10 protein-coding genes are annotated in these 15,375 nt (G+C 42.2%); 5 read left to right on the top strand and 5 right to left on the bottom strand.

Going from position 1 to position 15,375, the window contains the following annotated elements; genetic code table 11:
* Positions 1 to 2: 2 nt before the first annotated feature.
* From AC1DV1_RS15865 to AC1DV1_RS15845, 5 genes are all read right to left on the bottom strand, one after another.
* Complete coding sequence (locus AC1DV1_RS15865; RefSeq protein ID WP_477360870.1) at positions 3 to 2,297, bottom strand: GH92 family glycosyl hydrolase; 2,295 nt, start codon at positions 2,295 to 2,297, stop codon at positions 3 to 5.
* 495 nt (positions 2,298 to 2,792) lie between these two features.
* Complete coding sequence (locus tag AC1DV1_RS15860; protein ID WP_477360868.1) at positions 2,793 to 3,851, bottom strand: proline iminopeptidase-family hydrolase; 1,059 nt, start codon at positions 3,849 to 3,851, stop codon at positions 2,793 to 2,795.
* 433 nt (positions 3,852 to 4,284) lie between these two features.
* On the bottom strand, positions 4,285 to 5,103 hold the full coding sequence (locus AC1DV1_RS15855) for a tyrosine-protein phosphatase (RefSeq protein WP_477360866.1): 819 nt from the start codon (positions 5,101 to 5,103) through the stop codon (positions 4,285 to 4,287).
* A 74-nt stretch (positions 5,104 to 5,177) separates the two neighbouring features.
* Complete coding sequence (locus AC1DV1_RS15850; protein WP_477360864.1) at positions 5,178 to 6,755, bottom strand: SusD/RagB family nutrient-binding outer membrane lipoprotein; 1,578 nt, start codon at positions 6,753 to 6,755, stop codon at positions 5,178 to 5,180.
* A 24-nt stretch (positions 6,756 to 6,779) separates the two neighbouring features.
* Positions 6,780 to 10,157 carry a SusC/RagA family TonB-linked outer membrane protein gene (locus AC1DV1_RS15845; RefSeq protein ID WP_477360862.1) on the bottom strand — a complete coding sequence of 1,126 codons (3,378 nt, stop codon included), beginning with the start codon at positions 10,155 to 10,157 and terminating at the stop codon, positions 6,780 to 6,782.
* 306 nt (positions 10,158 to 10,463) lie between these two features.
* Here AC1DV1_RS15845 and AC1DV1_RS15840 point away from each other — a divergent pair, with 306 nt between their 5' ends.
* From AC1DV1_RS15840 to AC1DV1_RS15820, 5 genes are all read left to right on the top strand, one after another.
* A complete protein-coding gene (locus AC1DV1_RS15840) occupies positions 10,464 to 10,946 on the top strand; it encodes a VOC family protein (protein WP_477360860.1) in 483 nt (160 codons plus the stop codon).
* A 151-nt stretch (positions 10,947 to 11,097) separates the two neighbouring features.
* On the top strand, positions 11,098 to 12,981 hold the full coding sequence (locus AC1DV1_RS15835) for a CocE/NonD family hydrolase (RefSeq protein WP_477360858.1): 1,884 nt from the start codon (positions 11,098 to 11,100) through the stop codon (positions 12,979 to 12,981).
* A 258-nt stretch (positions 12,982 to 13,239) separates the two neighbouring features.
* The gene (locus AC1DV1_RS15830; RefSeq protein WP_477360856.1) at positions 13,240 to 14,073 is read left to right on the top strand and encodes an ABC transporter ATP-binding protein; all 834 of its coding nucleotides are present in this window, start codon (positions 13,240 to 13,242) and stop codon (positions 14,071 to 14,073) included.
* A gap of 8 nt (positions 14,074 to 14,081) precedes the next feature.
* Complete coding sequence (locus tag AC1DV1_RS15825) at positions 14,082 to 14,978, top strand: hypothetical protein (RefSeq protein ID WP_477360854.1); 897 nt, start codon at positions 14,082 to 14,084, stop codon at positions 14,976 to 14,978.
* Positions 14,979 to 14,996: 18 nt separating this feature from the next.
* Positions 14,997 to 15,368 carry a GntR family transcriptional regulator gene (locus AC1DV1_RS15820; protein ID WP_477360852.1) on the top strand — a complete coding sequence of 124 codons (372 nt, stop codon included), beginning with the start codon at positions 14,997 to 14,999 and terminating at the stop codon, positions 15,366 to 15,368.
* Positions 15,369 to 15,375 lie beyond the last annotated feature (7 nt).

The following is a 15,375-nucleotide window of genomic DNA, read 5'->3' as shown; positions in this document are numbered from 1 at the left end:
TATCAATCTTTTTGCGGCACACTTGTCATTTTAAATTCCAATGTGCCGCCGTGGCTTATCTGCTCGTGCGATATCATGTGGTTTTTTATGGGCTGGCCATCAAATGTAACTGCCTTCACATATTTGTTTTGTGCCGATAGGTCGGTGGCTTTAATAACCAGCTTATTGCCATTTTGCAGGCTTAGGGCAATATACGGGAATTGAGGCGCACCGATGCTGTACATACCCGATGCCGGGGTTACCGGGTAAAAACCCATGGTGCTAAAAATATACCATGCCGATGTTTGGCCGCAATCGTCGTTACCGTTGATGCCTACCGGGGCGTTGCGGTAATTTTGCCAGCCCACGTTTTGCCTTACCAGTTCCTGGGTTTTCCAGGGCATACCGCAATAGTTAAACAGGTATATGTAGTGGTGCCCGGGCTCATTATCGGCCCTGTAGTGGCCATCGGTAAAGTTGTGGGATAGTTTATCGGCAAATGCCTTTTCGCCGCCCATAAGGGCTATCATGCCCGGTACGTCCTGCATGGCGCCAAAGGTATAAGTCCACTTGGTGCCTTCGGTAAACCCGCTATCCGGCTTGGCCGACCATTGTCCGTTGGCGTTGCGCGGCGCCATAAAGCCTGTAGCACTGTTATATACATTTTTATAATTCTGGCTCCAGGCCATCAGCTGCTTGTAATCATCATCCTTACCCAGGGCTTTGGCCACCTGGGCCACACAATAGTCGTCAATACCATACTCAATAGTACGCGAAACCGATTCACGGGTTTTATCAACAGGAACATAACCCAGTTTATGATAGTTGGTAAGGCCGCCGCGGGCTTCATAGCTTGTCCAAAGGTCGCGGTCGCCCCATTTTTTTTGTGTATCACCGTCGGGAGCCGTAAAAGCATCTTTATGCATGGCTTCATAAGCCAGTTTGGTACTATACCCACGAAAACCTTTTACATAGGCATCGGCCACCACCGCATCGGCATGGGTGCTTATCATAATATTGGTATAGGTTGGGTTTGGCCACATGGGCATCCAGCCGCCCTCCTGGTACATTTGTAATAACGATTTCACCATACCATTTACCCGTTCGGGCTGGGTCAGCGTTAACAAAGGGTGCAAAGCGCGGAAGGTATCCCAAAGCGAATAATCGTTATAAGAAACACCGCTATGTACCTTATCGTCAAACRCACTGTAATACCGGCCATACTCCGAAAATTGCCTTGGGAACAACAGGGTATGGTAAAGGGCGGTATAAAATATGGTTTTCTGGCCCGCGGTAATCCCGTTTACCTGTATCTCTTTTAATTGCTGCTGCCAGTTGTCGCGGGTTGCTTTTACAACTTTGTCGAAATCCCAATCAGGAATTTCATTTTTCAGATTGTGGCGGGCCTGGTCAATGCTGATAAATGAGGTAGCTACTGCTACTTTTACCTGCGTATTGGCAAGAGTTTTAAAAGAAATAAAAGCGCCCATGCGGGTGCCGGATTGTTCCTTACTTCCCTTTTTAATGTTGCTGTTATCCCAGGTACCGTATTTTCGGATCTGTTTATCAAACCTGATAATAAAATAGCCCTTGAAGTTTTTAAGCTCCGGCCCTATCTGGGCTGATTGCCTGTCGGGATTGTAGCCTGTAATTTCATTATTGATAGTATCAACATGAACGTAGCCTTTTAATTTTTTAAGTCTTGGTGCATAATCGTTTGCCCAATCCTTTAGTTGCGGGTTAAGGTTTATACCCTGGATAATGAGGTGCGCTTTATCCGCAGCCGGAAAAGTAAACCGGAACATGCCGCAGGTATTTGCTCCCGCTATCTCCGATTTGATAAACGTTTTATTATCAGCCTTTAACTTAACCGAATAGTAGTATGGCTTTGCTATCTCGTCTTTATGATCGTAGCTTAGTTTTCGTTCGTTTGGTAATACACGCAGGTTACCAACCTGGGGCATAATAGATACATAGCCGTAATCGCCCATCCAAACGGTTGGCTGGTGGGTGGCCAACAGGCCGATAACCGTTTTATCCTCGTATTGATAACACATGCGGCCCATTTTGCTTTCGCCGGTTTGGGCAACAAAGTTTGTCATGGCAAAGGGCACATTTACGCAGGGCATGGTACCACCGCCATCAAGGCCTTTGGCAAAACCGGTAATGGCGGTACCTATCAGTGGGTTAACAAAGTCTACTTCGTCTTTTTGAGTTTTTGTATTGTTTTGCTGGGCATTAATTGTTCCGGCGAGCAGTAAGCCGGCGGCCAGTAAACAGGCGCTTTTTTTAAATTTCGGGTACGATGCAAAAATCATTTTTCAATAAGTTGTTTAGATGTATTTATAACTCGGCGACAGCAAATCTCTTATTTTAAAATCATTCCGGTTAAAAGTGGCAAACTTTTTTTTGTTCAATGATAAATTGCATGTTTAAACATTTTAATCATTTTACCGGTCGGTTTAATTTTGCCACCTCAACCAAAAGATCGGAGTGCTTACCGCCCTGGCAATTTTAAAGCTTACGATTGCCAATTTTTTCGGATGCTTTTTTGATTTTTTTTGAAAAAAAATCTCCATTTTATTTTTGTGTTAAAAAATGTAGTATTTGTATCAATAAGTAGCACATTTATTGCAAAAAAGTTTGAATTAATTACCTCTTTTTACCTGTTTTGTGCATCAATAAAAGGCGATTTTGCAATATAAAAGGAAGCCTGTAAATTTGTATTGTTTGCCAACAAAAAAACAGTTTACCAAAGCAAAACGCCCCGGCATATGAAGGCCCAGGGCGTTGTATTTTGAATTTGAAGGTGGTTACAGTTTTATCTTCTTTTCTCCTGCATCCACTCCTTTTATAAATTTAATAAGGCCTGTCATGTAGGTTTGCTGGTCATCATACATGCTCATATGGCTGCCGTTGGGGCAATACAAATAACTGCCGTTTTGCACCAACTGAGATACTTTTTCCATGTGTTTCGGGTCCATGGTATCGTATTGACCGGCGATGCTTAGCGTTGGTACAGCTATTTTGGGCAAGTCGGCCATCCTGTCCCATTTAACCAGCTTACCGGCAACACCAAATTCGCTTGGTCCCTGCATGGTTACATATAGTGATTCGTTCAGCTTACCCATTGCCCTGTTAAGAGGTTCGGGCCATTGGTCAAGCGGGATGCGGCAAATGTGCTTAGCGTAAAAATTTGGCAACAATAATTGCATGTATTCCGGATTCTTAAAATCGCCTTTGGCCTCAATAGTCCGGATTTTTGCCAGCACTTTGGGGTCAAATTGCTTTGCTAATACATCATTGGCGTATTTACCATAATCGGGCACGCTCATCATCATATTTGAAATGATAAGGCCTTTTAAATTACGCTGGTATTTTTGCGCGTACTCCATAGCCAGGATACCGCCCCACGAGTGGCCAAGCAGGTAAAAATTACTGCTATCCAGCTTTAAGGCCTGGCGCACCTGCTCAACCTCTTCAACATAACGGGGCAGGCTCCACATGGATGTATCTTTAGGATTATCAGAATTGCCGCAGCCCAGTTGATCATAATAAACCAGTTCGATGCCTTCGGCCGGCAAAAAACTTTCCATACACTCAAAGTATTCGTGTGTGGCACCTGGACCGCCGTTAAGCAGCAGCAATTTAATTTTAGGATTGTTGCCCAGTTTTTTTGTCCAGACGTGGAACTTGCCCTTGAGTGTATTGATGGTTACTACCTGAACGCCACCTGTTTTAACACCACCTGTGGTATCGCTAAAATAGCTACTTAAAGTAACATCGCCCGGCTGGGAAATTGGAGGTTGCTTACAGGCGGTTAGCCATGCTGCAGCAGCAACAATAAGTACTGCAAAATATCTTTTCATCATAAAGTTTATGTTGTATAATGATATAAAGCTAACCAATAAAATTCAAGCCAACAAAAAGCCACTGTTGCAGCCAATGTAAATAGTTAACAGAATAAGCTTATAGCGTCGCGAAAATATAAGCATCAAACGGCACCTTGTTTCTATTGCTGATCCTGTTCAAATGATCGGGGTACCGAGGGGCTTCATATTGGTCAACAACAGGCACAAATATTGGGATGCCCTAAATTAGCTACCATTTTAGTGTTAACCATGATAAAATATAAAATACTGATTATCAAATTATTATAAATATTGTTTCTGAAATATGTTAAGTTATGTTAACCCAATTACATGCATTTGCCCTGCAGTTGCAGCGACAGTTTTTCAGTATTGAAGCAATTGATACCCATCTGAAGCTTTCAGCATTATGCTTTGGGCTTTCAGCATTTCAGTACTATTCTAAAAATTTCTTTTTTAGCTTTTTAATATCGTCGTTGGTTAATCCAATTTGGGTTTTAAGGTAGTTATCAACCGAGCCATATTGCTTTTTAATTTGGCTGAATGTTGCATCAAGATATTCGGGGTTGGCGGCCATTACGTTTTTGGCTACAGTTTCGTCAATGTTCATGGCTTTTACCATCATCTTTTCCATTTTGACGTTCTCGGCGGTGCGGTAATAGTTAGTGGCCTTATAATCATCCATAATAGTTTCATAAGGAACGCCTAAGCTGTACAAAATTAATGCTGCGCCAATACCTGTACGGTCTTTACCGGCCGTGCAATGAAAAACAAGGCTTTTATCTGCCGGCAGGTTTAACAGTTTACCAAACATTGGTTTATACCTATCGGCCAATGGCGTTATGTTGCTGTAATAATTTATCAGGATAGAATCGCCGTTGCCTTTCACATTTTTAAAGCTATTCATCATGTTACCAACATTTTCGCTTCCGGCAGGGCACAAGATATAGTCGGTATTTGGATTCATACGATCAGGCGCCTGTTTTGACTCCTGCGTACCACGCAAGTCAACATCATAGGCTATGTTTCTTTTGTTTAACTCTGCCAGGTCCTGGTCGGTAAGCTTACTCATATCTGCGCTGCGGTAAACTTTACCCCATTTTATATGGTGGCCATCTTTGGTTGTATAGCCACCCAAATCGCGAAAGTTTACAGCCCCCTGTAATTCAACTTTGCGTTTGGCACTATCGGCAACCTGTGCGTTAACGCCTGTAGCAATACAAGCAGCTACTAATAATAATTGTAGTTTTTTCATATCGGTTTTAATGTAAAAAACAGGGTGCTTATTGCTAAGCCCCTGCTTTTTAAAGTGTATTGTTTAGGTTGATTTTATTTTGTTAACCATGTGTCTTTAAATACATCATCGGTGCCACCAAACTGGCTGCTTATTGCTTTTTGGTAATTGGYACCGTTAGCATTAATCTCATCTAATGGATATAACCAACGGCGCGGTAACTTACCGCCTGCAGTGCCAATACCAGTGCCACCTTCGCTAAATTGCGCAGGTAAGCCGGTACGACGGTGGTTAAGAAATGCTTCCCAGCCAGAGTTCATGAACAAGGCCACATATTTTTGTTGTAAAATTTGAGCAAGGGCTGCAGCTGGCGAGGCTACATTGTAGCTCACATTGGCCAGGAATGTGGCGTTATCTGTGGTAACCGTGCCAAGACTTTTACCCGCTGCATCTGATATAGTTACTGTTGAGTTTGTGGCAACATTTAAACCGAAGTTGCTGAACGAGGCAGCAATACCTTTATCGTACCAGGTTTTAGCATCGGCGGTGGTAAGTGTTGGAACCCAGCCCCTATTGATACCTTCGGCAATGTTGAAGCTCATTTCAGGATAACCAATAAAAATAAAAGGCTCGGCTTTACTGCCTGTAGCATCACCCAGGTAACGTTGAGCGTTAAAAAACGAATATTTACCGGTAGGGCCTTCATTTTGTAGTGTCGCCAAAGCTGTACCAGGATCGGCGCCGATATAGTTTGCGAAATTACCAACATCAGTAGTTTTCACCGGAGTAGCCATTAAATAAGTACGGGGGTCTTGTGTAGATGTTGTAATATCCAGCACCGGTTTACCCACATTCATAAAGTTATTATACGAGTTGCTACCTGAAGCGAAAATAGGATATGGCGTTGCAGTTGTATATTTGTAAACAACGTTATCACTATTGCTTGTCATTATAGGATAGGTAGCTGCGTTACCCAATATAGCGGCAAACTGCGATTTTATGTTTAAATCGGCATTATCGTCGGCTCTTTTGCTTAAGCTTATCAATACTCTTAAACGGTAAGTATTGATAACTTTTTGCCATTGCAGGTTGGTTAAGGCAAAAATATCGCCACCATCCAAAACAGTTCCCGGTGAACCCAAAGCAGCTAAAATAGCATTAGCATCGTCCAACAGTTTCAATGAGTTTTTATAAACATCGTGTTGTGTATCAAAAGCGGGGGTAACATAATTTGCAATATCGCCTGCCTGGGTCATCGGAATATCACCTACCCTTTGTGCTAACCAAACTGCAGAGTACGCGCGGAAGAATTTTGATATTGCAAAATACTTGTTGGTTGTATTTCCAAACTGAGTTTTTGCCTGGAACTCCAATTGTACAGCATACTTCAATATCTCGTAACTATGAGCGCTGTATGACCAGCTATCTTCATTAGTGCCCCAATATTTGGCATAGTTAGATACCTGGAACTGGTTGTTTTTGTAAACATCCCCGCCAAATGGCATCTCATCTGATCTAACCAGTATAGCGGTAAGGTGGTTAACTATTAGTGAAACCGGGATCGCCGAGTTCGCGTTAACCGCGTTGGGATTCAGGTTAAGGTTTCCCTTCTGGCAGCTCGTGATTGACATCGTCAACACAACGGCTGCTGTTATTATTTTAAAAGCTTTCATCTTTATAAATATGTTTTATAAAATTTAGAATGTTACGTTTAGGTTAAACCCGTACCTGCGTGCAGTTGTACTTTGTAATGCGCCATTTGACTGGGCACCACCGGTAGTACCGGTAGTCGAGTCGAAACCAGAAGCATATTGGTCGATGTCGAAATCTTTACGTTTTGCAAAGTATAAGAGGTTTCTGCCTACCAATGATATTGATACCGCTTTAATAGCCCTGTTTTGCAGATATTTAGATGGAATATTATAACCAAGGGTAACCTCACGTAATTTGGCGAATGACCTGCTGATCATGAATGATTCGTCGATAGATTTAACGTTACCGTTCAAATACCCCTGAACAGTTATTGGAGTTGTGTTAGGTGCAAAAGTAAGGTCGCCTATGTTGGATATAACACCATTTTGGAATTTAGGCGTACCGCTTACAATTTTAACACCGGCTCCGCTTTCATTACCTAATAATGAAGGAGTTGGCGCTTGTGTACCGGTTTTAGTTGATTGCCACTCCGCTAAACGTGCGGCACCAATTACACCGTTAACGGTAGATAGATCGGTACCACCCTGCCTTGCGGCATAATAGTTATAATCGTAAATAACCCCGCCTATACGGCCGTCAACCTGGAAGCTGAAGCTAAAGTTTTTGTACGAGAACCTGTTGTTGATACCAAAGGTAAAATCAGGATTTAAATGGCCCAATGAACCATATAACTGGCTGTTTGATCCTGATGCCTTTAATAAAGCGCCACTTGCATCATAAACAATATTACCGGTACCATCTCTTAAAAATTTGGTTCCATAAACTTCATCCACCCTATCGCCAACGGCAAAGCTGTGATTAGGTACAAGCGCTATGCTTGAGTTAGTTCCGTAACCAATTGATGTAAGCGTTTCTTTGAATGTAGAGTAATTTACGTTAACATCCCATGAAAATCCGTCCTTGTTACGGAAAGGCGAACCTGTTAGCGCTATTTCGAAACCAGCCCTTTTGGTGGTAACCGCGTTTTCGTTTTGGGCATTATAACCAGTTGCCGGATCAACCGGGAACGGGTAAATTTGCGGGCCATTCTGTGTATCAAAATAAGTTACATCCAAACCTAAGCGATTGTTCAGGAACTTGATATCCATACCACCTTCATAAGATACCCTTTTTAAAGAATGCAAATCTGGATTGGCTTTTGTATTAGCGTATGCCACCGAAGCRCTGTTATTATACAATGTTGTATAAGAGGCAGCATCCTGATTTGAATAGGTTGGCCCGTCATATGAGCTATACAGTTCAGTTCCATAACCAAGCAATGTGTTGGTAGTTGCACCGGTGCCTAAAACTTGCTTATAAGCTGTACCAATGGTCGACATTGTTAATCCACTTTTAAGTACCGCCTCAGAAGCACGGAATTTTAAGAAGCTGATGGCTTCTGGCAAGTCAACATAATCAGAAACCGCTGTAGATAATGAAACTGATGGATAAAAGAAGGTGTCATGACCTGAAGCGAAGGTCGATAATTTATCAACGCGGCCTGTTGTATTGATATTAAGATACTTATCGTAAGCAATATCAAACGAGTAGTAACCGCTATACACCTGCATTTTTGAATTCCAGTTATAGGTAAGCGCAGGTTGTAACGAGTTTGACAAACCGTATACGTTTGGAATAGCCAAAGCACGAGTAGTGCCATAGAAGGAATCATAGGTAAATGAGCGTGAGTTGGCGCCTAATAAACCTGTAAATATGAATTTGCCAAAGGTTTTGTTATAATTCAATTGCAAATCGGTGTTGTTTTCAAACAACTTACGGTCGTCTTCGCGGTAATCGCCATACCAGCCAAATTTATACCATGAGGTATAGGCATTTAAGTTTGCTGACGAAGGTACCTGCTCGGTTCTCTGCTGGTTCCAGGTAGATACCTGTGAGCGCAAGCTCAGGTTAAGATCTTTAGAAATTTTATAGTTTAAACGTAAATAAGCATAAATATCTGTCTTGTCATGACCACGCAGCCATTTTTCGGCCATAAACCAAGGATTGTTCAAACGGCCATATTCCTGTGCATATTGTACCAGGTTAGGCACCCCCATTGGGCCTTTATAAATATCTTTCAGATCGCGTACGTCATAATCTGCCGAGCCATATACCTTAAACATATAAATGTAACTGTTAGGGCCGTAACTCACGTCAGGAATATTTGGCGTATATTGTTTGTTAAAGTTCATGCTTCCGTCAATACTCAGCTTTGATGTAATGTTATAGCTGGAGTTAAGGCTGAAGTTATCGGAGTTTAACTTTGTATTAGGGAACATACCCTTTTGATATAAGTGGGTATATGACAACCTGATATTGTAATTAGAACCGCTTGCTGCAACAGCAACGTTGTTGGTAGATATAATACCGGTTTGTCTGAAATTTGCGAAGTTGTCTTTACCACGGGCAATCCATGGCGTTGGCGTACGTACGCCGGTAACCGTATTGTAAGGGCTATCGTACTGACGTAATAACTGGCCTTCAAAACGTGGCCCGTATTCACCTAAACGGTTTCCGTTATCGTACAAAGCATCTGCAGCAGGTACATAAACGTTACTGTTATCTTTAGCCTGGTACTCATAATGGTAAGCATTACCGCGACCGTATTCGGTTTGTGCCTGGGGGGCAGCTATAAGGCCACCTTCAAACAACGTACTGCTGTTTACGTTAACCTCCCAGCCTTTTTTATCGTTTGTTCCTTTTTTAGTGGTGATGATAATTGCACCGTTTATACCTCTTGAACCATATAACGCGGCCGCATTGGGACCTTTTAATATAGTATACGTATCAATATCATCAGGGCTGATGTTCCAGGTATCAGAGTTAATAGGGCTGCCGTCAACCACAAAAAGTAAATCCTTGCTACCACGTAAAACAATTTCGGGCCTCCCCAATAATTCGGCGTTGGTACCTACCGTTAAACCAGCAACTTTACCTGCTAAAGAGTTGATGGGGTTAGGTTCGCGGGCTTTAACCAAATCAGGGCCTTTAACTTCCTGAACAGAGTAGCCAATTTTCCTTACTTCCTTTTTAATACCGTAGGCAGTTACTACTACTTCGGTTAGTGCCTTTGAATCGGTTTTCATTGTTACCGAAAGATTGGGGTCGGTACCAATTTCAACCTCCTGCGGTGCGTAACCAAGGAATTTAAACGTTAACACCTGGCCTTTTGAGGCGCCAATGGTAAAACGGCCTTCGCGGCCTGTAACCGTACCCGTTGAGGTTCCTTTAATCTGAACAGCCACCCCCGGAAAAGGTTGATTATTTTCATCCAAAACAATACCCCTAATTGTTGTATTCTGGGCGTACAGGTTACCACACATAAATACCGAGGTAATTATAATAAGTAACCATCGAGAAACCTTAAGTAAATTTTTTTCCATCGCAAGTTAATTTTTCTTGCAAAACTATTACCGCAGTGTTAAGCCCGAATTGTTGGCATAACATGAAAGAATTAAGAAATCATGAAGAAAATGATTTATACACGCTAAATATGTCCAATATGTTAAATTACGTTAAAATAATAACCCAAAAGAAAATATATATTATTGATTAATAAGATTATCCATTTTGATATTTTAAATACATGCCGTAAATGCCCCACTAAAATGTCTTGATCGCCCCGCATTAATAAGGCCTGTTAACAGCTACATTTGATCATTCAAAACCAATTCAACAACCCAACTATTATGGAAATCAGACAAAAGATCACCCCGTTTTTATGGTTCGACAATAATGCCGAAGAAGCCATCAATTTTTATATTGCTGTATTTGAAGGATCAGCCATAGGCGACCTTGCCCGGTACGGTGATGCAGGCCCGGGCAAAACAGGGAGACTAATGACAGGTACATTCAGTTTAGCAGGGCAGCAGTTTATGGCACTTAATGGTGGCCCAATGTTTAAATTCAACGAGGCTATATCGTTGTTTGTTGACTGTAAAGACCAGGAAGAAGTAGATTACTTTTGGGAAAAACTATCCGAAGGAGGCCAAAAATCGCGCTGTGGATGGCTGAAAGATAAATTTGGCCTGTCGTGGCAGATAGTACCCGACACCCTGACCAGGGTTTTATATGGAGCAGACCGTGAAGGCTCGGCAAGGGCGATGCAAGCCATGATGAAAATGGATAAGCTTATTGTTAAGGATTTGCAGGATGCTTACGATGGCAAATAATAGCGCCTCGAAATAATAACCGGTCAATTTGCAAACAGATCGGCCGGTTTAACTGTGCATAATTTTCGGGCGCATTGTAACAATTAAGTTGGTAAACAGCCTAAACCTGGCTTTATTTATTAAATTGCAGTTTAAATTAACTGACTGACTTATGAAACAACTGCTACTCTGCTTAGGGCTTGCTTTATGCTGTTCGCTCGCGGGCGCACAAACAGCCCCGCCATCTGACGATGCGACCTACATCAAGGACAACTACACCAAGATGGAAAAGTACATTACTATGCGCGACGGTAAAAAACTTTTCACTTCCATTTATCTACCTAAAGATCAATCAAAAAAGTACCCCATCATGATGACGCGTACACCGTATACCGTTGCCCCTTATGGCGAAAACGAATACAGGCGCACGCTTGGTCAAAATATGTTGTTTGCCAAGGCAGGGTATATTTTTGTTTACCAGGATGTGCGTGGCCGGTGGATGAGTGAAGGCGATTACGTAGATGTACGCCCTATATTAGATAAGAAAAAGAGCAAAACCGATATTGACGAAAGCACCGATACTTATGATACCATTGACTGGCTGGTAAAAAACCTGCCCAACAACAATGGCCGCGTTGGTATCGAAGGCATCTCCTACCCTGGCTTTTACTCCAGTGCCTCGTTGCCAAACGCACATCCTGCGCTGAAGGCTGTATCGCCACAGGCCCCCGTTACCGATTGGTTTATAGGCGACGATTTTCACCACAACGGTGCGTTTATGATGATGGATGCGTTTAACTTTTATACTGGTTTTGGCATCCCCCGTCCCAAGCCTATTACGCCAAAAGAATTTAAAAGCAATATTAAACCAGTATTTAAGGATAACTACAAATTTTACCTGGAAATGGGTGCTTTGCCCAATTTCAAAAAGAAATACATGGGCGATTCTATCAAATTCTGGAACGATTTAATGTCGCACCCTAATTATGATGAGTTTTGGAAAGCAATGAACATCCGCCCGCACTTAGTTAACATTAAACCAGCTACCATGACTGTCGGAGGTTTTTTTGACGCCGAAGATTGCTTTGGTGCCTTGCATGTGTATGATGCACTGGAAAAACAAAACCCGCAAAGTCATAAAAACATGCTGGTTATGGGCCCATGGTTCCACGGCGGATGGGAAAGCAAAGATGCTACGCTTTTTGCCGATCAGAATTTCGGGTCAAATACGGCCGAGTGGTTCCGCGAAAACATCGAGCTTCCGTTTTTCAATTACTATTTGAAAGATGAAGGCAAAATGGAATTACCCGAGGCCAGCATATTCATAACCGGCAGCAACCAATGGAAAAAGTTTGAAACATGGCCGCCAAAAAACACCACCGAAAAAACGCTTTATTTTCAGCCTGATGGAAAACTATCGTTCACTGCCCCATCGGCAGCTGATAGTTTTGACGAATATGTAAGTGATCCGAATGCACCCGTACCTTACCAGGACGGCATTCAAAAAGGCCGTACCCGCGAATATATGCTGGACGACCAACGTTTTGCCGGCCGCAGGCCTGATGTTAAGGTTTACCAAACAGATACCCTTACAGAAGACATGACCCTGACAGGCCCTGTAATAGCCGATCTGTTTGCATCAACAACCGGTACCGATGCTGACTATGTAGTAAAGCTGATTGATGTTTTCCCCGATGATTACCCAAATGCAAACCCCAACCCTAAAAATGTAACCCTTGCCGGTTACCAGATGCTTATCCGTGGCGAAGTGTTCAGGGGCCGTTTCCGTAATTCATTTGAAAAACCGGAAGCATTTGTTCCTGGTAAAGTTACCGAAGTAAAATATGCGCTGCCCGATGTTGGCCACACCTTCAGGAAAGGTCATCGCATTATGATCCAGGTACAAAACTCCTGGTTCCCGCTGGTTGACCGCAATCCCCAAAAGTTTGTAGATATATACCAGGCCACCGATGCCGATTTCCAGAAAGCAACCCACCGTATTTACCACGATGCGCAAAACAAATCGTCGGTAAAGGTTACCGTATTGGAAAATTAACAATTTAAAATTTAACAACCAGGAAAAGGGTTAGCGAGGCAAATCGTTAACCCTTTTTTATTGAGCAAAAGTTTTAACCAATACAGCTTAGCTGTCTTTATCTCACCCCCTATCTATAGCAATTGCTGTCCTCCTTTTCTTCCTGTCTTGATACTAAGTGCTTGATACTAAAATAAATTTCATTTAAAATTTGGAGTTTTAACGAATCTGTATTATTATTGCAGTGTACTAATATAGTAGTACACTAAATTAAACTGCATGATTAGCATTAACCACCTAAACTTTGGGTACCAAAAAAATCAATTGGTACTTAACAACCTTAACCTACGCATAAAGCCGGGACATATTTATGGGCTGCTTGGGCGCAACGGCGCAGGCAAATCCAGCTTGCTGCATAATATTTGCGGGCTTTTGTTTCCGCTAAGCGGCTCCTGCGATGTGGCCGGTCAAAACCCGGCACAGCGGTCGCCTGAGTTTTTGCAGCAGGTTTACCTCCTACCTGAGGAAATTTATCTACCCAATGTATCTATCAAAAAGTACCTCAGTATTTATGCTCCCTTCTACCCTGCGTTTGACCATGATATGTTTTACCGCTTTTTAACTGAGTTTGAAATTCCGCAGGAAAACAAACTACATCGCATGAGCTATGGGCAGAAAAAGAAAGTGTTAATAAGCTTCGCGCTGGCCACCCAGGCAAAGGTATTGCTGATGGACGAGCCAACTAATGGCCTGGATATTCCATCCAAAAAGCAATTTCGCAAAATTATTGCCGGCGTAATTAAGGATGATCAGCTCATCATCATCAGTACCCACCAGGTAAAAGACCTGGATAGCCTGATTGACTATGTAATGATACTGGAAGACCAGCAAATTATCCTCAACCAGCCTGTAGAAAATATAACCGATAAACTTGCCTTTAAGCAGGTAATGAGTCTTGACGACGTTGCCAGCCCCATTTACAGCGAGGGTGCCTTAAAAGGCTACGCCGTGGTAGCCATTAACCATAAAAAAGAAAACTCAAGGTTGGATATGGAGATGTTTTTTAACGCTGTACTTACCGAAAAACAACAGGTGCTTTCACAATTTAACTAAAAAAACACATGCAAGTTTCTATACACAGAATTTGGTTGCTGGTACGCAAGCAATGGGCCGAAAATCAGCAACTGTACATATTGGGTATGCTGGCTATGGCAGGGATCATTGCCGGCCTTACCATATACAATATATCATCGTTTGAAGGCTTTGACAAGCGCTCTCAGAAAAACCTGTTTTTTTTAAGTATGATAGTAGCCGGAAGCATTTTTGCCACCACTATTTTAAGTCAGTTTAATACTAGACATGCCGGCATCCAGGCTTTAATGCTCCCCGCATCGGCGTTTGAAAAATTTGTTGTGGCCGCAATATATAGCATCATTGTTTTCCCGGTTTGTTTTGTTGCCATAATATACCCTTTAATAGCCATTGGCCATTATATTGACCGGGAACTGGTTGGCAGTAACAACTTACTGTACACCGCGAATTGGGATCAGGAAGAATTGATATTTCTTTTCATATTCCTGATACTTCAAAGTGTGGCACTATTTTGCTCGGTGTTGTTTAAGCGCTACGTATTTATAAAATCGGCGATATTGGTAATTGTTGTATTTTTTGGGGTGATAATTTTAAATCCTTTGGTAGCCAGGCGGATAGTAACTGTAGATACCGGAAAACCTGTTATTGCCAACATCAGCGAAACCTATTACGATGTAAACCACAATATTGTAGGGCATAAAGAAGTAAAAGAATCCACCTGGACACGAATTCGCTCTGCAATGCCCTATTCCGAAATGGAGATTAACAACTGGTTTGTGAAGAAAAAGCACAACAGTGTTAATTATATATCATACAACATGGAAGTACGTAATAAATACAACGCAGTATTTTACGCCCTGCTTGTGATAAGCATACCTTTTTTATGGTTAATAACCTGGTTTAGGCTTAAAGAAAAAGAATTGTAACCCTCAAAGGTAAAAACCATGGATTTTAACAATACACAAGCCATATACCTACAAATAGCAGATTATGTGTGCGACAAAATACAGCTAAAGGTGTGGCAGGAGGATGAAAAAATACCTTCAGTACGTGAGCTTGCCGTTATGCTGGAGGTTAACCCCAATACAGTAATGCGATCATATGAGCACCTGCAAACCCAGGAAATAATTTACACCAAACGTGGCATGGGCTATTTTGTACAGGCCAACGCCGCAAAAAACATCCTGAAAACAAGGCGAGACCAGTTTATGGACGAAGAATTGCCCCTCTTGTTTAAAAAAATGCAGATGCTTGGCATCCCTGGAAACGATTTGCAAAGCAGGTACCAGGAGTTTATGAATAAACCTAACAGCTAAACCTTAA

This window comes from Mucilaginibacter sp. P4_D1 (assembly GCF_056401935.1).
Note: the sequence above shows the minus strand (reverse complement) of the source record. Positions and strands in the feature narration are given on the sequence as shown.